Annotated in this window: 17 protein-coding genes; 6 read left to right on the top strand and 11 right to left on the bottom strand. The window is 64.5% G+C overall.

Annotated elements, in window-relative coordinates:
* Positions 1–26 precede the first annotated feature (26 nt).
* From betC to BM279_RS19885, 3 genes are all read left to right on the top strand, one after another.
* On the top strand, positions 27–1,535 hold the full coding sequence (gene betC, locus BM279_RS19895; protein WP_093506645.1) for a choline-sulfatase: 1,509 nt from the start codon (positions 27–29) through the stop codon (positions 1,533–1,535).
* Between the two features lie 91 nt (positions 1,536–1,626).
* On the top strand, positions 1,627–2,556 hold the full coding sequence (choX, locus tag BM279_RS19890) for a choline ABC transporter substrate-binding protein (protein ID WP_093506643.1): 930 nt from the start codon (positions 1,627–1,629) through the stop codon (positions 2,554–2,556).
* A gap of 361 nt (positions 2,557–2,917) precedes the next feature.
* Entirely contained in the window at positions 2,918–4,483 is a 1,566-nt protein-coding gene (locus BM279_RS19885; RefSeq protein WP_093506641.1) for a SulP family inorganic anion transporter, read from the top strand.
* 85 nt (positions 4,484–4,568) lie between these two features.
* Here the strand turns inward: BM279_RS19885 and BM279_RS19880 are convergent, their stop codons facing one another.
* A complete protein-coding gene (locus BM279_RS19880; protein ID WP_093506778.1) occupies positions 4,569–5,819 on the bottom strand; it encodes an MFS transporter in 1,251 nt (416 codons plus the stop codon).
* Between the two features lie 207 nt (positions 5,820–6,026).
* Here BM279_RS19880 and BM279_RS19875 point away from each other — a divergent pair, with 207 nt between their 5' ends.
* Positions 6,027–6,929, top strand: coding sequence for an alpha/beta hydrolase (locus BM279_RS19875; protein WP_093506639.1), 903 nt, complete (start codon positions 6,027–6,029; stop codon positions 6,927–6,929).
* 6 nt (positions 6,930–6,935) lie between these two features.
* On the top strand, positions 6,936–7,235 hold the full coding sequence (locus BM279_RS19870) for a hypothetical protein (RefSeq protein WP_093506638.1): 300 nt from the start codon (positions 6,936–6,938) through the stop codon (positions 7,233–7,235).
* On the opposite strand, the gene BM279_RS19865 is transcribed toward BM279_RS19870, so the two are convergent.
* Positions 7,232–7,774 carry a YcxB family protein gene (locus BM279_RS19865; protein ID WP_093506636.1) on the bottom strand — a complete coding sequence of 181 codons (543 nt, stop codon included), beginning with the start codon at positions 7,772–7,774 and terminating at the stop codon, positions 7,232–7,234. The two genes, BM279_RS19870 and BM279_RS19865, sit on opposite strands and share 4 nt — an antisense overlap.
* 248 nt (positions 7,775–8,022) lie before the next feature.
* Here BM279_RS19865 and BM279_RS19860 point away from each other — a divergent pair, with 248 nt between their 5' ends.
* A complete protein-coding gene (locus BM279_RS19860; protein ID WP_093506634.1) occupies positions 8,023–9,171 on the top strand; it encodes an aldose epimerase family protein in 1,149 nt (382 codons plus the stop codon).
* 113 nt (positions 9,172–9,284) lie between these two features.
* Here the strand turns inward: BM279_RS19860 and BM279_RS19855 are convergent, their stop codons facing one another.
* The 9 genes from BM279_RS19855 to BM279_RS19815 form a co-directional block, all read right to left on the bottom strand.
* Complete coding sequence (locus tag BM279_RS19855) at positions 9,285–10,772, bottom strand: aldehyde dehydrogenase family protein (protein WP_093506632.1); 1,488 nt, start codon at positions 10,770–10,772, stop codon at positions 9,285–9,287.
* Between the two features lie 151 nt (positions 10,773–10,923).
* Positions 10,924–11,547, bottom strand: a complete 624-nt coding sequence (locus tag BM279_RS19850; RefSeq protein WP_093506630.1) for an NIPSNAP family protein — start codon at positions 11,545–11,547, stop codon at positions 10,924–10,926.
* Between the two features lie 88 nt (positions 11,548–11,635).
* On the bottom strand, positions 11,636–12,925 hold the full coding sequence (locus tag BM279_RS19845; RefSeq protein ID WP_093506628.1) for an MFS transporter: 1,290 nt from the start codon (positions 12,923–12,925) through the stop codon (positions 11,636–11,638).
* Positions 12,926–13,004: 79 nt separating this feature from the next.
* A complete protein-coding gene (locus BM279_RS19840) occupies positions 13,005–14,261 on the bottom strand; it encodes an OprD family porin (RefSeq protein ID WP_093506626.1) in 1,257 nt (418 codons plus the stop codon).
* Between the two features lie 166 nt (positions 14,262–14,427).
* The gene (locus tag BM279_RS19835) at positions 14,428–14,928 is read right to left on the bottom strand and encodes a flavin reductase (protein WP_093506624.1); all 501 of its coding nucleotides are present in this window, start codon (positions 14,926–14,928) and stop codon (positions 14,428–14,430) included.
* A gap of 10 nt (positions 14,929–14,938) precedes the next feature.
* A complete protein-coding gene (locus BM279_RS19830; protein ID WP_093506622.1) occupies positions 14,939–15,898 on the bottom strand; it encodes a PDR/VanB family oxidoreductase in 960 nt (319 codons plus the stop codon).
* Between the two features lie 74 nt (positions 15,899–15,972).
* On the bottom strand, positions 15,973–16,713 hold the full coding sequence (locus BM279_RS19825) for an SDR family NAD(P)-dependent oxidoreductase (protein WP_093506620.1): 741 nt from the start codon (positions 16,711–16,713) through the stop codon (positions 15,973–15,975).
* Between the two features lie 10 nt (positions 16,714–16,723).
* Positions 16,724–17,200 carry an aromatic-ring-hydroxylating dioxygenase subunit beta gene (locus BM279_RS19820; RefSeq protein WP_093506618.1) on the bottom strand — a complete coding sequence of 159 codons (477 nt, stop codon included), beginning with the start codon at positions 17,198–17,200 and terminating at the stop codon, positions 16,724–16,726.
* A 17-nt stretch (positions 17,201–17,217) separates the two neighbouring features.
* Positions 17,218–18,483: an aromatic ring-hydroxylating oxygenase subunit alpha gene (locus BM279_RS19815; RefSeq protein WP_425272700.1), complete on the bottom strand. Its 1,266-nt coding sequence runs from the start codon at positions 18,481–18,483 to the stop codon at positions 17,218–17,220.
* Between the last annotated feature and the right edge of the window lie 46 nt (positions 18,484–18,529).

Genomic DNA, 18,529 nt, shown 5'->3' with positions numbered 1-18,529 from the left:
AAAACAACGATATGGAATACGCCGCCATGAAACGCCCCAACATTCTCTTCATCATGGCCGACCAGATGGCCGCGCCGCTGCTGCCGCTGCACGACGCCAATTCACCGATCAAGGTGCCGAACCTGCAGCGCCTGGCCGCCGAGGGCGTGTTGTTCGACTCCGCCTACTGCAACAGCCCGCTGTGCGCGCCGTCGCGCTTCACCCTGGTCAGCGGCCAACTGCCCAGCCAGATCGGCGCCTACGACAACGCCGCCGACTTCCCCGCCGACGTGCCGACCTACGCCCATTACCTGCGTCGCCTCGGCTACCGCACGGCGCTGTCCGGCAAGATGCACTTCTGCGGCCCGGACCAGTTGCACGGCTACGAGGAACGCCTGACCAGCGACATCTATCCCGCCGACTACGGCTGGGCGGTGAACTGGGACGAGCCCGAGGTGCGTGCCAGCTGGTACCACAACATGTCCTCGGTGCTGCAGGCCGGCCCCTGCGTGCGCACCAACCAGCTCGACTTCGACGAAGAGGTGGTGTTCAAGGCCCAGCAGTACCTTTACGACCACGTGCGGGTGACGCCCGACCAGCCGTTCTGCCTGACCGTGTCGATGACCCACCCGCACGACCCCTACACCATCCCCGAGGAATACTGGGATCGCTACAGCGAAGAAGACATTCCGCTGCCCCAGCAGGTGATCGACCAGGCCGAGCAGGACCCGCACTCGCAGCGCCTGCTCAAGGTCATCGACCTGTGGGACAAGCCGCTGCCCGAACACAAGATCCGCGACGCGCGGCGCGCCTACTTCGGCGCCTGCAGCTACATCGACGACAACATCGGCAAGCTGCTCAAGACGCTGAAGGACTGCAAGCTGGCCGACGACACCATCATCGTGTTCTCCGGCGACCACGGCGACATGCTTGGCGAGCGCGGCCTCTGGTACAAGATGCACTGGTTCGAGATGGCCGCCCGGGTGCCGCTGCTGGTTCATGCGCCGGCGCGTTTCGCGGCGCATCGGGTGAGGCAGTCGGTATCCACCGTCGACCTACTGCCGACCCTGGTGGAGCTGGCCGGCGGCCAGGTCGAGCCGGGCCTGGCGCTCGATGGCCGCTCACTGCTGCCGCATCTGCAGGGCAACGGCGGCCACGATGAAGTGCTCGGCGAATACATGGCCGAAGGCACCACCAGCCCGCTGATGATGATTCGCCGTGGCGAGTGGAAATTCGTCTACAGCGAGGAAGACCCGCTGCTGCTGTTCAATGTCGCCAACGATCCCCAGGAACGCGAGAACCTCGCCACCTCAACGGGTCATCGCGAGCAGCTCCAGGCGTTTCTCGCCGAGGCGCGCAGCCGGTGGAACATGGCAGCCATCCACGGCGCCACCCTGGCCAGCCAGCGCCGTCGCCGCCTGGTCGCCGAGGCGCTGACCAGAGGCCGCCTGAAGAGCTGGGACCACCAGCCGATGGTCGATGCCAGCGAGCAATACATGCGCAATCACATCGACCTCGACGACCTGGAGCGCCGCACCCGCTTTCCCCAACCGTGACGTCGCGCGCCGGGGCCAAAAAGCGGGAACCTGGCGCGCTCGCTTGCGTCGCATAGCCTGCCCAACAGAAAACCAACGTAAGGACAGAGGCATGAAAACGTTCAAGAAAGCCGTCGCGGGCAGCCTGCTCCTGGCCGTCACCCTGGCCAGCCAGGCCCACGCCGAAGACGCCAGTTGCGCCACGGTGACGCTTGGCGATCCGGGCTGGAGCGACATCGCCGTGACCAACGGCATCGCCAGCCTGGTGCTCGACGGTCTGGGCTATGAAGTGAAGACCCAGACCCTGGGCGTACCGATCATTTTCGCCGGCCTGCAAAAGGGCCAGGTGGACGTGTTCCTCGGCAACTGGATGCCGGCGCAGCAGGCCAACTACGACAAGTTCGTCGCCAATGGGGCTGTGGATAAGGTCGCCGAGAACCTCAGCGGCACCGAGTACACCCTGGCGGTGCCGACCTACGCCTATGACGCCGGCGTGAAGACCTTCGCGGACCTGGAAAAACACGCCGACAAGTTCGGCCGCAAGATCTACGGCATCGCCTCCGGCGCGCCGGCCAACGAGTCGATCAAGGAGATCATCGCCGCCAACGAATTCGGCCTGAAGGATTGGAAACTGGTCGAGTCCAGCGAGCAGGCCATGCTGGTGCAGGTTGGCCGCGCGGTGAAGCGCGACGAGTTCGTGGTGTTCCTCGGCTGGACCCCGCACCCGATGAACGTGCAGTACGACATGAAGTACCTCAAGGGCGGCGAGAAGTACTTTGGCGACAGCGGCAGCGTCAACACCCTGGCCCGCAAGGGCTATGCGGCGCAGTGCCCGAACGTCGGCAAGCTGCTGAGCAACCTGAAGTTCACCCAGGACATGGAGAACGCCATCATGGACAAGGTGCTGAGCAAACAGGCCAGCAACGATCAGGCCGTGAAAGACTGGCTAAAGGCCAACCCCGAGGTGATCGACGGCTGGCTCAAGGGCGTCACCACCCGTGAAGGCGGCGATGCGCTGGCGGCGGTGAAGGCCAAGCTGTAGGGCCTGTTAGGGGTCGATAGCTTGTAGGATGGGTGAAACCCATCGGCCATTGATGGGTTTCACCCATCCTACGAACTACAAATTGATCGCCCTGTAGGGTGGATGGCGCTTTTTTCATCCACCGTTGCGATTGCAGAGCGGTGGACGCCGGCCGCGTAGGTGCTGGTCGCGATCTCGTGGGAGTGGCTTTAGCCGCGATTGTGCCTGTCTAGGTGTAAAGAGCTCGCGGCTAAAGCGGATCGCCGCCCGGCCCCTTCCACAAGTTATGCAACTGCCAGTTCCTGACTTTCTCAAGCCGCAGACGTGATGACCAACACCTCTGCTACCCTGCCCACCAGCCGACCCACTCAACGAAAACCGCATGCGCCTACCCAGCCGTTACAGCCTGTTCCCCTTCCTGCTCTGGTGGCCGACCGTCACCCGGCGCAGCCTGGGCACGGATCTGCTGGTCGGACTGAGCGGCGCCATCCTCGCCTTGCCGCAATCGATCGCCTACGCGCTGATCGCCGGCCTGCCGGCCGAGTACGGGCTCTATGCGGCCATCGTGCCGGTGATCATCGCCTGCCTGTGGGGCTCGTCGTGGCACCTGATCGGCGGGCCGACGGCGGCGATTTCCATCGTGCTGTTCACCAGCGTCAGCCCCATGGCCCGGCCGGGCAGCGAGGAATTCGTCGCCCTGGTGCTGGTGCTGACCTTCCTCGCCGGGCTGTTCCAGTGGTTGCTCGGGCTGCTGCGCTTCGGCAACCTGGTCAACTTCGTCTCACCATCGGTGATCCTCGGCTTCACCCTGGGCGCCGCGCTGGTGATCGCCCTCGGCCAGTTGCCCAACCTGCTGGGCCTGGAACTGGAAAGCCAGCGCACCGCCGTGGCGACTCTGCTCGACCTCGGCCAGCATCTGGGCCAGGCCGACTGGCACGCCATGCTGGTCGCGGCCTCCACCCTGGCGGTCAGCCTGGTCTGCCGGCGCCTGTGGCCGCGCCTGCCAGCGCTGCTGATCGGTGTGGTCGCCGGCAGCCTGCTGGTTGCCGCCCTGCCCGGCTTCTTCGCCGGCATCCGCCTGGTCGATGCCTTCGAGGGTTCGCTGCCGCCACTCACCCTGCTGCACTTCGAGGTCAATAGCCTGCTTGGCCTGCTGCCCGCCGCCATCGCCTGCGGCATGCTCGGGCTGGTCACCAGCCTGTCCATCGCCCGCTCGCTGGCAGCGAAATCCCAGCAGTTGCTGGACGCCAATCAGGAAGTGCGCGCCCAGGGCCTTTCCAACATGATCGGCCCATGGTTCTCCGGTTCGCTGTCGGCCGGCTCCTTCACCCGCTCGGCGCTGAACCTGCAGAGCGGCGCCACCTCGCCAATGGCCGGGGTGTTCTCGGCACTGCTGGTGGCGGCCTTCGCGCTGTTCTGCGCGCCTTTGATCGCCCATATCGCCCTGCCCAGCATGGGCGCGGCGATCCTACTGATCTGCTGGGGCCTGGTGGATATCGAAGGCGTGCGCGCGTTGTTGCGGGTCAGCCGCGCGGAGTTCGTGGTGATGCTGCTGACCCTGCTCGCCACCCTGGTGCTGGAGTTGCAAACAGCGATCTACGCCGGCGTGCTGGCTTCGCTGTTCTTCTACCTCAAGCGCACCTCGCAGCCGCGCTTCAAATACACCCGCGACGGCGACGACGAACTGCTGCGCCTGGAAGGCTCGATCTTCTTTGGTGCCTGCCACTACGTGCAGCAGATCCTGCAACTGAGTCACGGCGAACGGGTGGTGGTCGACGCCCGGCACATCAACTTCATCGATTACGCCGGCGTAGAGATGCTTCATCTGGAGGCGCGCCGCCTGATGGCGCAGAACCGCCAGCTGGTGTTGCGCCACGCCCGCCCCCATGTGATCGAGGAAATCCAGAAACTCGAAGGCGCCACCTGCCCGGTGCTGTTCGAGGACTGAGCCAGTAGCCTGGCGTTGAGCGCAGCGATACCTAGGAATCCCCGGGTGTCGCTACGCTCGACCCGGACCACGAACGATCCGCAGGCTACCGCCAGCCGTGCCGACGAAAGTAGCGAGCCACCAGCAGCAATGCCGCCAGCCCGAGTACCCCGGCACAGACGAACAACCTGTCATAGCCCAGCGCCTTGGCCAGCACACCGCTGGCCGCACCGACGAAGCCGCCGAGCAGAATCTGCGTGGAAGCCTGCAGGGTGAAGTCCGCCCCTTCGTGACCCGGCCGGCACTGGCGCATCATCGCGGCGAACAGCGCGACAGTGGATAAGCCGTCGGCGGCCTGCTCACTCAGGGTCAGCGCGTAGACAAGAATCGTATCGCCGCCACGACTGACCAGCAGCGCCAACGCGGCCAGGCTCAGCGCCTGCAAGGTGCCAAAGATCAGCAGCGCGCGCAGCACACCCAGGCGCGCATACAACAGGCCGCCCAGCAACGCCCCGCCGATACCGACCAGGCTGCTGATCAACGTCAGCTGGCCCAGCTCGGCGTTGCTCCAGCCCTGGTCGACCAGCATCGGCTTGATCATCGGCGAGCCGAGGGCGTCGCCGAGCTTGAAGGTCAGCACCACCGCCAGCCAGAGCCCCATGCCCGGCAGCGCCAGCAGGCCGCGGTAGTGGCGCCATAGCAGGCCAACGCCCATTGGCTCGGCCGGCGCGCTGGCTGGCGGCAATTGCTGCGTTTCGGCAAAGCGCCAGACCGGCAGCAGCATCAGAGCCACCAGCAGGGTCAGCGCCAGCAGCGACAGGTTCCAGCCGAAACGGTCGATCACCAGCAACAGGCCGCTACCACTGACGATCATCCCGACCTTGTAGCCGCCGACCTGCAGGCTGTTGCCCAGCCCGCGCCAGCGCTCGGGCAACAGGCGCACGGTCAGGCCGTCGGTGGCGATGTCCTGGGTCGCCGCCGCCAGGTTGACCAGCACCAGCAGGCCAAGCAACAGCGGCAGATGGGTGCCGAACAGCGCATCCGGCGAGAGCAGCGCCAGGATCAGCAGGATCACCACTACCGCGCCCTGCAGCGGCAGAATCCAGCCGCGGTGATGGCCGAAGCGACGCGATGACAGGCGATCCACCCACGGCGCCCACAGCACTTTGAGCAGCCAGGGCAGCGCCAGCAGCTTGAGCAGCCCGATCACCGCCAGGTCCACGCCATGCTGGCGCAGCAGCACCGGCAACGCATGGGCGATCAGCCCGGACGGCAAACCCTGGGCGCAATACAGCGAGGCCAGCAGCACCAGGGTGGCGCCGGCCGGGCGGCGCAAATCGGCGGGAGTGAGCGACATGGCAATGTCCGCGAAAATACAGCGGCGCAGCATAGCGCAGGCTTGAAAGCGCCAGCATGCGGCGGTTACAACTCGATACCCGAAAGCACCAGCGCAGACGAACGCAGCCGCAGCGTTTCGGTCTATTCGCCTATCACCTCCCACGCCCCTGCGCCGCCCTTGAGCGAAGCGCGGCGCGCGTTACGTTTGCAACCTCCGTGGAGAACCATGGCCACCACACTTATCCACACCCTGCGCCGTCGCTGGCTGAGCATCGGCTTGCTCGCACTCCTGGCCGTCGGCCTGCCGGTCGGCTGCGCCCAGCTCGAGCAAAAGGAACGCGAACTGGTGTTTCGCATCGAGCCGGGCACCGCCAGCTGGTTCCACGGCCTGCCGGCCGGCGTGAAAGACATGACCCTCAGCGTGCCGGAGTTCGGCGACAGTCAGAGCATCCATGCCTGGTGGTGGCCGGCCCGCAAGGCGAACGCACCGACCCTCCTGTACCTGCACGGCTCGCGTTGGAACCTCACCGGCCAGCTGTTTCGCATCGAGCAACTGCACGCCATGGGCTTCGCGGTACTGGCCATCGACTACCGCGGCTTCGGCGAGAGCCGCGGCGACCTGCCTTCCGAACGCACCCTCTACGAAGACGCCGAAATCGCCTGGCAACGCCTGACCGAGCTGCAGCCGGATCCTGCCAAACGCTTTATCTACGGGCATTCCCTTGGCGGCGCGGTGGCGGTCAACCTCGCCGACTCCCTGGGCCGTGATCGCCATACGCCGCCGCTGGCCGGGCTGATCATCGAATCGACCTTCACCAACCTGGCTGATGCCGCCACCGCCGTGGCCGCCGAATACACCTCGCTGCCGGTGCGCTGGCTGCTGTCGCAGAAATTCGATTCACTGAGCAAGATCGGCGACATCAAGGTGCCGGTGCTGATCGCCCACGGCACCGGCGACCGCTACGTGCCGGCGCGCTTCAGCGAAAGCCTTTACCAGGCGGCCAACCAGCCCAAACGCCTGCTGCTGATCGACGGCGGCAACCACAACAACAGCATGCGCACCGGCAGCCGCGAATACCGCGAGGCGATCCGCACGCTGTTTTCCCAGCAGACGATCGGCAAGGGCTGACGGGCCATGAAAGTCATCGACCACCAACCCCACGCCTGGCTCCTGCTCGAAGACGACAGCGGCCTGCTGCTCGACGTGGAGTGCCACCACGGCGCCGTGAGCTGCAGCGTGCTGATCCGCCTGAATGACGAGGAGCTGGCCGAGTATCGAGAAAACGGCTACGCCTATCTGAATCGCCTGGCCGAAGCCATCCACTACAGCGCACCGATCCTGGCAATCAGCGACTCACCGTACAAGGCGCGCAAACTGCACGGCTATCAGGATCAGGTGTTAGAAGCGATCCGCCAGTGGCAGGCGCAGCCCTAGCCCGGCGGGACGGCCCCTAGACAGGACTTAATATCGGCCAGCTGCGTGGCCGATAAGCAACGCTTGGGGATCAGCCGATACAGGCGGTCGGACTCATAGAGCAGAATCACCCGCTGATCCTCGCGCGCCTTGCGAAGGTCCGCCCAGGGTATGCGAGCATCGCCATACGCGCTCTGCATCACCACTCCCTGCTCGTTCCAGGTCAACTTGGCAGGTTTATGTAAGGTTTTTTGCTGCCTGAAGGTTCGGCGTGCCGCGACCCCGCCCAGCAGATGGGTGATCAGGTACGGAAAGGCCAGCACCGCGACCGGCGCGATGAGGGCGAAGATCACAACCGGCATCACGGCCTTGTCTCCCATCAGCCGCAACAGGCCGGCAAAGACCGCTGTGGCCACAACCCAGACAATAGCCAAGCGAATCAGCCCGCCACGGCTGCGCACGTGCTGCCAGAAGTGCAGGCGCTGGGCCAGGGCCAGATCCTCGGGCTGCAGCTGGATTACCACCGTCCGTGGCCCGGTTTCCAATGCACTGTCGCTCATGACTCAATCTTCTCCCTGTCTGCAGCAATGCCAGTCTCAGCGCCTGACATGATTTCCCCTTAGTGCCGCGCTCGGCGGGTTAGTTCGCGCTGAACCAGCTATCTGATCGGCCATGCCGGGACGAACGGACTAGCTGGTTGTCAGATAACAGCTAACCTGTTTTTCGTATCAAAATTATTCCGGCTTGCCTCTCAGCGAAGGCCGCTTGCGTTAGAACGATTCCCACAACAATAAAAGGAAGTTCGACCATGACCCAACCTCATCACCTGCTGTCCGGCCTGGCCCTCTCCCTGGCGATCGCCAGCACCGGCGCCAACGCGGCAGGGCTGACCAGTGAACACAAGCCATTCGGCAAGACCCGCGATGGCACGCCCGTCGAGCAGTACCAGTTGCGCAACAGCCATGGCATGCAGGCCACCATCATCACCTACGGGGGCGTGCTGCAGGCCCTGGAAGTGCCGGACAAGAACGGCAAGGTCGAAGACGTGGTGCTGGGTTTCGATGACGTGCAGGGCTACGAAGGCGGCACTGCATTCTTCGGCGCCACCATCGGCCGTTTCGGCAATCGCCTGGCCGGCGGCGCCTTCGAGCTCGATGGCAAGCGCTTCCAGGTTCCGCTCAACGACGGGCCGAACGCCCTGCATGGCGGTGCCGAGGGCTTCGACAAGAAGGTCTGGGAAGCCAAGCCGGTGAAGGACAAGGATTCGGTCGGCGTGACCCTCACCTACCTGTCCAAGGACGGCGAGATGGGCTTTCCCGGCGACCTGAAAACCGAAGTCACCTACCGCCTCACCGACAACAACGAACTGCACATCGACTACAAGGCCACCACCGACAAGCCCACCGTGGTCAACCTCACCAACCACAGCTACTTCAACCTCGCCGGTGCCGGCAACGGCGACATCCTCAAGCAGGTCGCCACCCTGCACGCCAGCCACTACACGCCGGTCAACAAGACGCTGATCCCCACCGGCGACTTGGCCCCGGTCAAAGGCACGCCGATGGACTTCAGCAAACCGACGCCCATCGGCCAGCACATCAAGGCTGACCACGAGCAGCTCAAATTCGCCGAGGCCAAACAGGGCGGCTTCGACTTCAACTGGGCACTGGATACCAAAGGCGACATCAAGCAACTCGCCGCGGAAGTCCACGACCCCGCCTCCGGCCGCTTCTTACAGCTCTACACTACCGAGCCAGGCGTGCAGTTCTACACCAGCAACTTCCTGGACGGCTCGGTAAAAGGCAAAGCCGGCAAGACCTACGCCCACTGGAGCGCCTTCACCCTGGAAACCCAACACTTCCCGGATGCACCGAACCAGCCGAAGTTCGCCTCAACACGGCTGGATCCGGGGCAGACTTATACGCAGAACACGGTGTTCAAGTTTTCGGTGAAGTGAGGGCAGGCTTTTATGACAAGAAAGAGGCAGATCTAAATCTGCCCCTTTTCTTTTCTGATCGGCGCCGGCGCCCCGGCAAAAGCCGAGGCGCCAGATATCCAGTATCTGCCAAATCAATACCGAATCATCACCGACTTCAGCTCGGTGTAGTCCTCGATGAACGCCGAGCCGAACTCGCGGCCCAGGCCGGAGGCCTTGGTGCCGCCGAAAGGCACGGCCGGGTCGAGGAAGGTGTGCATGTTGACCCACACGGTGCCGAATTCCAGCTTGGGAATCAGGCTCAGTGCCTTGGACAGGTTGTTGGTCCAGATGCTGGCGCCGAGGCCGTAGGGGCTGTCGTTCATCAGTTCGACCAGGTGCTGTTCGTCGTCGAACGGCAGGATGCAGATGATCGGCCCGAAGGTTTCCTCGTGCAGGAAATGGTCGTCCGCACCATTGGCGAGAATCACCGTCGGCTCGACGAAGTAGCCCTTGTCGCCATGGGCCCTGGCGCCGCAGATAACGGTGTTGGAGGCCTGGGCGCGGGCGAAGAAGGCCAGCATCTTGTCGTAATGCGGTTTGTTGGCAAGCGGGCCGAAGTGCACGGTTTCATCCATTGGCGAGCCGATCTTCAGGGTCTGCAGCGCCTGGCCGAGCGCCCTGGCGAAGTCATCGGCGATCGAGCGGTGTACGTACAGTCGCTCGGGTGAGGCGCAAATCTGCCCCTGGTGGGAGAACGCGGCCATGACGATGCCCTGCACGGCACTCTGGATGTCCACGTCGGCGAGCATCGCCGCGGGGTTCTTGCCGCCCAGTTCCAGGGTGGCGCGGGTCAGCTTGGCTTCCATGGCCGCCTTGCCGACAGCGATACCGGTCGGCACCGAGCCGGTGAACGACACCTTGCTGATGCGCGGGTGACCGATCAGTTGCTGGCCGACCGAGCCAAGGCCGTTGATCACATTGATCACGCCTGCCGGAATGCCGGCTTCGATAGCCAGCTCGGCGACGCGCAGCAGGGTCAGCGGGGTGAATTCGCTGGGTTTGACGACCACGGTGCAGCCGGTGGTGAGCGCCGAGGCGATCTTCCAAATGCCGATCATGATCGGGAAATTCCACGGCACGATGCCGGCCACCACGCCAATCGGCTCGCGGCGGGTGAAGGCCATGTACTGCTCGCCGGCCATGGAGGGCAGCGACGGGGTCATGGTTTCGCCGTTGATCTTGGTCGCCCAACCGGCGAAGTAGCGCAGGAACACCGCGCTCTGCGCCACCTCCAGGCCGCGCGCCAGGTTGATCGCCTTGCCGGAGCACAGGCTCTCGAGCTGCGCCAGTTCCTCGCCGTGCTGTTCGATCAGGTCGGCCAGGCGGTTGAGCAGCACGCCACGCTGGTACGGCGAGGTCTGCGCCCAGCTGCCTTCGAATGCCGCACGAGCGGATGCCACCGCCTCCTCGACCTGCGCCGCACTGGCACCGGTGACGGCGGCAATCGCCTCACCGGTTGCCGGGTTGATGACCTCGATGACGGCGCCGCTTTCGTCGTGCACCGCGCGGCCGGCGATGAATGAGCCGTGCCGGCGCTGCAGAAATTGCTGAACGGCCGGCGTGATCGAAACGTTGGTCATGGCAGTACCCTCGGATGTAGGCATTGGAAAGGAGCGCGCTTGGGGCAGCGCTCGGCATGTCGTTATGCGTCCATCCTAGCCAGGCCGCGCGGCAAAGCTTGTCGATGCCGGCCATCCCTCTGTTCGAGCGTGCCGTCTTGACCGGCGGTGCTCAGTACAGCGGCGAGAAGCTGGCCGGCAGGTATACGGTGGAGTTCATTTTCTGCAATTGCGGGCCGGAGTTTTCCGGCGGCCATACACCATCGGCCACGGCGCGGGTGCGTACATCGAGGCGCTGTTCGAGGCTCACGTAGGGCCAGATATGCAGGTAGCGCGGTAGCTGCCCGGAGGTGGCGTAGAACGCCGCATAAACCGCCGAATACTGCGGTCCGGTGCGCGGCCCGACGGCCTTCTCCCAACCCGCCAGAGTCGGCGCCAGGCCAGAGGGAATCAGGTTGTATTCGCGCAGTTCGTAGAACGGCCCGTGGGCGCCGGGCGCCAGCGGCTCGAGAAACGGGAACAAGCTGTAATCGGCCACCTGCATTTCCAGCAGCAGGTCGGCGATGCCGAAGGCGTCCGCCGCCTGCAGGTAGCGGGTGCGCTCCTGCACACGGGTCTCGGCGTCGGGGAAGCCGCGCAGCACGGCGATCTGGTTCTGCGGGCCGATTTCCGACACCCAGCAGCCGGCCAGCACCACGCCCGGTTCGTGAATCTGCAAGCTCGCCTGCAAGCGGCGCATGGCATCGGCCGGAGTGCGTACGCGCACGGTGAAGGTGATCAGTTCATACAAGGTCATGTCTGCTCCCGGTGAGTCGGGCGATAAAAAGTCGGGCGATAAAAAAGCCCGCGCAAGCACGGGCAAGAGGGTTTCGAGAAAGAAGGCGTCAAGGCGTGCCGGTGCGGTACGGCGCCTGGCGGATGGTCAGCAACGTGACGGTGGTGACGAGGCCGAACAGCGCCAGCATTACCGAAACCGGCCAGGCCGACTGGAAGTGGGCGAACAGCGCGGTGGCGATCAACGGCGCGAAGCCACCGGCGAAGATCGAGGCGATCTCGTGCCCCATGGCCAGCCCGGTGTAGCGCACGTGGGTGGGAAACAGCTCGCCCATCAGCGCCGGCTGGGTGCCGATCATCGCCGCATGGCTGAGCGGCAGGCCAAGAATCAGCGCCAGGTAGACCAGCAGCGTGTCGTGGGTGTCGAACAGCCAGAAGAACGGGAAGGCGAAGACCACCAGCCCCACCGAACCGATGGCGTACACCGTGCGCCGGCCGATGACGTCCGACAGCCAACCCCAGAACAGGATCATGAACGCCTCCAGGGTCATGGCGATCATCACCCCGATCAGCACGGTCTGGGTCGCCAGGCCGGTGAACTTGGCATAGGCCATGGCGAAGGACAGGAAGATGTACGCCCCGCCGTTCTCCGCCAGGCGCAGGCCCATGGCCTGCAGCACCGCCTTGGGATGTTCGCGCAGCACCTGCATTGCCGGCAGGTGCTTGGCCGCTGCCTTGGCTTCGACATCCTGCTGGAAGTCGCGGCTTTCCGGCAGGCTGCGGCGGATGTACAGGCCGACGCCGAAAATCACGATGCTGGCCACGAACGGAATGCGCCAGCCCCAGCTCATGAAGTCGTCGTCTGGCAGCAGCTGCACCAGATAGAACGCCCCGGCAGACAGCAGAAAGCCGCCGGTCACGCCCAGCTGGCTCCACGAGGAATAGAAACCGGTGCGGCTCGACGGCGCGTTTTCGCTGAGCATCAGCACGCCGCCGCCCCACTCGCCGCCCGAGGCGATGCCCTGCACGATGCGCAGGATCACCAGGCTGATCGGCGCCAGATAGCCGGCCTGCTCGAAGGTCGGCAGCAGACCCATCAGAAAGGTCGCGAAACCCATCAACGAAAGAGTTATAACCAGCGCCAGCTTGCGCCCGTGGCGGTCGCCGATATGGCCGAAGACGATACCGCCCAAAGGCCGGGCGACGAAGCCCACGGCAAAACCGGCGAAGGCGCCGAGGGTGCCGACTACCGGGTCGGTGCCAGCCGGAAAGAACAGCGGGCCGAACACCAGCGCAGCGGCGGTGCCGTACAGAAAGAAGTCATACCATTCCAGCGCGTTGCCGATCACCGATGCGGCGACGATGCGCCTGAGGCCGCCCTTTTGCGTCGTACTGGACATACACACTCCTGTCGCCCCGCTACAGCGGGGCTCAATCGTTACCTGCGCGGCGCCCAGGCGGGCGCCGCGCCGTGGGGCCTCAGAAAACGTTCCAGGTGTAGGTCACGTACAGGCGGTTCTCGTTGAAGTCGTTACCGAAGTCGTGCTGCTGCACCAGGTAGTTCTTCCACTCGATGCCCACGCCCTTGAGCGCGCCGCTCTGCACCACGTACTTGAGGGCCAGGTCGCGCTCGTTCTCGGCGCCCTTCACGCCACGACCCAGGTCGATGTCGCTGCCCTTGATGAAGCGGCTGCTGAAGGTCAGGCCCGGCAGGCCCAGCTCGGCGAAGTTGTAGCCATAGCCGATGCCCCAGGAACGCTCCTGCGGGCGCATGAACGGCTGGTTGGCCCAGTTCAGCAGGTAGAACTGCGGGATGTAGCCGTTGAGGGTCGGGAACATGCTGTCGCCGAACATGCGCTGGTAGACGATGCTCGCCTTGTGGCCGCCCTTGGTCAGGGTGAAGCCGCCGGAGAAGGCGCGGTTGTCGATCTCGCCGTTCAGGGCGTCGCCGTTTTCCTTGTTGTCGAAGTAGCGTGCGTCGGTGCGCAGGCCGAAGCCGCCGCCCAGGTCGGCGGTGTGGGCGAAGCCGACGTAGTGCTGGCGGTAGATGTCGTGCACCACAGCGTGGAAGTAGCTGGCCTGGAAGTTCTTGGTGATGTCCCAGGTGGCACCACCGAAATCCATGCCGCGGTCGCTGTCGAGGTTGTCGGTGGAGCCGAACTTGTAGAATTTCTCGTGGTTGGACGACTCGCGGGTAACCGCCGACCAGAAGCGCCCGCCGGTCAGGGTCAGCCCGCTGATTTCCTTGGATTCCAGCACGGCGCCCTGGTAGATGGTGTCCAGCTGGCGGCTCGGGTCGTGCCAGGCCACCGGCAGCTCGGGGCGCATGTCGCCGACCTTCAGCTCGGTCTTGGAATACTTCATCTTCAGCGTGGCGCCGGCGCGGCTGTAGTCCCTGGCGGTGCGCCCGCTGCTCGAATCCATCGGCAGGGTGCCGTCATCGCCGTGTGAGCCCAGGCGGATGGCGTACTGGGCATTGACGTCGACACCGAACTGGATCGGCGTGTCGGTGTAGCCGGAGGCGAACTGCAGGTCGAAACCCTGAGACCAGCTGCCGACCTTGGAGGCCGGCGCGTCGCTGTTGGTGAAGTCGCGGTTGAGGTAGAAATTTCGCATGTCCACCTTGAGGTGGCTGTCGTCGACCAGATCCGCCTGGGCGGTTATCGGGGCGAGAACGGCGCCCATCAGGCCGACTTTTTTCAGTGCGCGCGCAAGCGGGGAAGTGCTGGGGTGCATGTGATGCTCCTTTGTTTCCGGCGAGCCGGGGTCTTGTAGGTATGAGCAGATCAACAGTGGCAGTGAATTTGCGGGCGCTCTGAACGGCGCGGTTATCCGCAAAACGGGCGTGAGAAGGCCCGTGCCCGGCGCCGCAGCGCCAGGCTTTTTGTAGGCTTGAAACGGTTTAGAACGCGGCTTTGGAAGACTCGCAGAGGCGGTGGTAGGCGCGGTTGAAGTACATCAGGCCTTCTTCGGCGTCGCCCTGTTTGATGTGCAGCACCTCGCAATAGAAGATGCTGTGCGAACCGACTTCATGGACCTGGGCGATACGGCAATCGAAGTTGACCAGCGCCTCTTCCAGCACCGGCGAGCCGCTTTCCAGGGTCGTCCACGAGGTGGCGGCGAAGCGCTGCTCGGAGTTCATCTCGCGGTTGGAGAACACCCCGGAAATATCCTGCAGCGCGGCGCTGAGCACGTTCACGCAAAGCACGCCGTTGTTCTTGAAGTGCGCGTTGGAAGTGGACGCGCGATTCATGCACACCAGCAGGGTGGGTGGTGAATCGGTGACGCTGCACACCGCCGAGGCGGTGAAGCCGAAGCGCCCGTGCGGGCCGTCGGTGGTGATGACAGAAACGGCGCCGCCGAGACGGGCCATGGCATTGCGGAATCCGGTTACGTCGACCATGTCCGTTCTCCTAGATGTCCAGAACCAGTTTTGGGGATTTGGCGCGCGAGCAGCAGACCAGGATCTGATCGTTGGCCGCTTTCTCGTCGTCGGTGAGGTACACGTCGCGGTGGTCCGGCTCGCCTTCGAGCACGTCGCACAGGCAGGTGCCGCAGATGCCCTGCTCGCAGGAAATCTCGATCTTGATGCCGACATCCGCCAGGGCGTCGAGAATGCTTTGCCCTTCAGCGACCTGCACGCTCTTGCCGCTGCGCGCGGCGACCACTTCGAAGCTGGCGCCACTGTTGTCGACCTCCACCTGGAAGTATTCGCGGTGAATGTGATCGTCCGCGTAACCACGCTTGAGCGCGTCGCCGATCACCCACTCCATGAACCCGGTCGGCCCGCAGGTGTAGATGTGCACACCGCTTTCGGCCTGGCCGAGCACAGCGTCCATGTCGAGCTTCTGCTCGGGCGCTTCGTCATCGAAATGAGTGAAGACGCGGTCGGCGAAGGCGACGCTCTGCAGCTGCTCGAGGAAGGCGCTGCGGCTGCGCGAACGGCCGCAGTAGTGCAGCTCGAAATCCTCGCCCCTGGCGTGCAGGGCGTAGGCCATGGCGATCATCGGGGTGATGCCGATGCCGCCGCCGAGCAGGATCGAACGCCTGGCGGCCTTGGCCAGTGGGAACAGGTTGCGCGGCGCGCTGATCTGCACCTCGGAGCCTTCGAGCAAGGTGTCGTGCACGCCTACCGAGCCACCGCGCGAAGCGGGGTCCTTGAGTACCCCGAGACGGTAGACGGCGTGGTCGGCCGGGTCGCTGCACAGCGAATACTGGCGCACCAGGCCAGGGGCGATGTGGATATCCACATGGGCACCGGCGTCGAACGCCGGCAGCGTGGCGCCGCCCACCGGAATCAGGTCGAGGACGACGACGCCGTCGCCCTGCAGCTGGCGCTTGTGCACTTGCACCGTCAGGAGTTGTTCAGTCATCTCGGGTTCACCCGCATTGCACGTCAAGGTAAAGGCGGTCGTTGTTTCGGCCGTCGTATGGGTTGGTCCAGCGCTTAGCGCATAAACAAGCCGCCGTTCACATCCCAGGTCGCCCCGGTGGTGAAATAGGCTTCCGGACGTGCCAGCTGCACGATCAGGTCGCCGAGAAAATCCGCATCGCCCAGACGCCCTACCGGGATGTTGGCGAGCATGCCCGGCATGCGTTCGGCCGATACCACCGAGTGCACCATGGGCGAGTCGATCGGCCCCGGCGCGATGGCATTGACGGTCACGCCGCCGGCGGCCAGTTCCTTGGCGAAGATCTTGGTCAGGGTGACGATGGCGCCCTTCGACGCGGCGTAATGCGCGCCGGTGGCGGTGCCACCGTTCTGCCCTGCCAGCGAGGCCATGTTGACGATGCGCCCGTAGCCGGCCTTGGCCATGTGCGCGCCGAACACCTGGCAGCCGACGAATACGCTGCGGGTGTTGAGGCTCATGACGCGATCGAACTCGTCCGGGCTGATCTGCATGACCGGCGTGGCCATGGTCATCGCGGCGTTGTTGACCACCACGTGCAGGGCGCCGAAGCGAGCCAGGGTGGCGGCCAGCGCGGCCTCGAAATCAGCCTTGCTGCCAACGTCGAGCTTGAGTGCCAGCACCCGCTCGCCACTGGCGTCCAGGCCCTGGGCTGCCGCCTGGGCGCGCTCGGGCGACAGGTCGGTGATCACCACCGCATAGCCGGCGGCGAACAGCCGGCTGGCGATGGCCAGACCCAAGCCCTGAGCGGCGCCGGTGACCAGTGCGATCTGCGTCATGGTCAGGCCCTCAGAGGATGTAGCCGATGCCCGCGAGGGTATCGTCGGAGTTGATCAGGCGGATCAGCTTGCGCTGGATCTTGAAGCTGTCGCCGCTGCGCACCAGGTCATAGGTCAGGTCGGCGCTGTAGTGCTTGAGCGAGTCCTTGCGGAAATCGCGCAGGTGCTGGGAGCACCGCACCCGCACCTGGTCGCCTTCCTCGGAAAGCACCCGGAAGTTCGACGCCGAACGCACGGTGCGTGGCTGCGGGCTGGTGGAAATCGACTCGCCACCGATCAACCGCTGCACCCGCAACTGGCGCATATGGGCGTCGTCGTAGGCGTAGTTGAGGGTGTTCTCGAAGTCTTCTTCCTTGGGGTCGATGGGGATGATGTAGGTGCCCTTGTCGGCCCACAGCGCCAGCCAGGTGTCGTACTCGTTGTGGTCGAGCATGTCGCCTTCGGCCCAGATGAAAGCGGTGACTTCTTGCAGCAATTGCAGATTCATTTTCGGTTCTCCGTCGCTCAGGCCGACATCATCTTTTTCCACTGCTGGTAGGCAGCGCGCATGCCGGTTTCAGCGGATACGTCGCTGACCAGGCCGTCTTCACTGGGTTTCTCGCCGGGCAGGCCGCGGTTGAGCATGATCCACAGGTCTTCGCCGGCGCTGGCGCCCTTCTGCACGCGCTCCCAAGCCTCGGAATCATCCGGAGTACCGAAGCCCATCGGGCCCTGGAAGTGTTCGTGCAGGCGCAGGCGGTAGCGGTTGGCCACGGCAGGGCCGCCGTCCATGGTGATCACCGAGTGATGGATTTCCGTTTCGTTGACCGAGATCGGCTGCAGCACCCGGAAGAACGCCATCGAACAGGCGACGTTGGGGAACAGGTTGAGGTTGAAACCCGAGCCGCCGACCGCACGCACGATGCGGCGCACCTGCTGCTCCTCGATACCTTCGTCACGCAGCTCCTGCGCCAGGCTCTCGAAGCGGGTGGGGATCGGTGCGTCGAGGTTGGCTTCCAGGTCGATCAGATCGGGGATCATCACCATCACGCTGTGGCCATTGCCCAGGTCTTCGACGTAGCCGGAACCGTCGACGAAGTCGAGCATGTCCATGGTCTGCTGGTCGACCGAGTGCAGGAACGACTTGTGCACCAGCGGGAAGTGGTAGGCGTCGGTAGTGTTTTCCAGCTGGATCTTCCAGTTGCCCGGGAAGCGGAAGCGGTGTTCGCCCGGCACCTTGATGCCGTAGCCGGCGCCCTGCTTCATGAACAGGTCCATCCACTTCTTGGCCGGGCCGAGGAAGTCGACCAGCGGCTCGATGTCGTCCTTGAAGGTGGCGAAGATCATCCCGGCGTAGCTTTCGGTACGCAGGCTGACCAGCGGCAGCTCGCTCTTGTCCAGGCACTCGCCGTAGCTGTCCGGGTGCGGAATGCCGCGCAGCGAACCGTCCAGGGCGTAGCCCCAGCCGTGGTACGGGCAGACGAAGCTGTTGGTCTTGCCCTTCTTGTGTTCGCACACGGTGGCGCCACGGTGGCGGCAGCGGTTGAGCAGCACGTGAACCTGCTTCTTGCGGTCACGCACGGCGATCACCGGCTGCTTGCCGATGAAGGTGCTCTTGTAGCTGCCGGCGTCCGGGATCTCGCTCTCATGGGCGACCCACACCCAGGTGCTGTAGAAGATCTTTTCCATCTCGGCGTCGAACAGCTTGGCGTCGGTGTACAGCGAGGTGTGCACGCGGTCGGCCTTGACCAGTTCGGCGGGGTCGCATTGCAGATTCACGACATCGATCATGTTATTCACGGTTGGCTCCTGGTCGGCTTATCTGGCCGACTGCAAA

Origin of the sequence: Phytopseudomonas straminea, from assembly GCF_900112645.1 — a bacterium.
Lineage (GTDB): Bacteria > Pseudomonadota > Gammaproteobacteria > Pseudomonadales > Pseudomonadaceae > Aquipseudomonas > Aquipseudomonas straminea.
The sequence above is the reverse complement of the archived record's forward strand: the minus strand, read 5'-3'. Positions and strand labels throughout refer to the sequence as shown.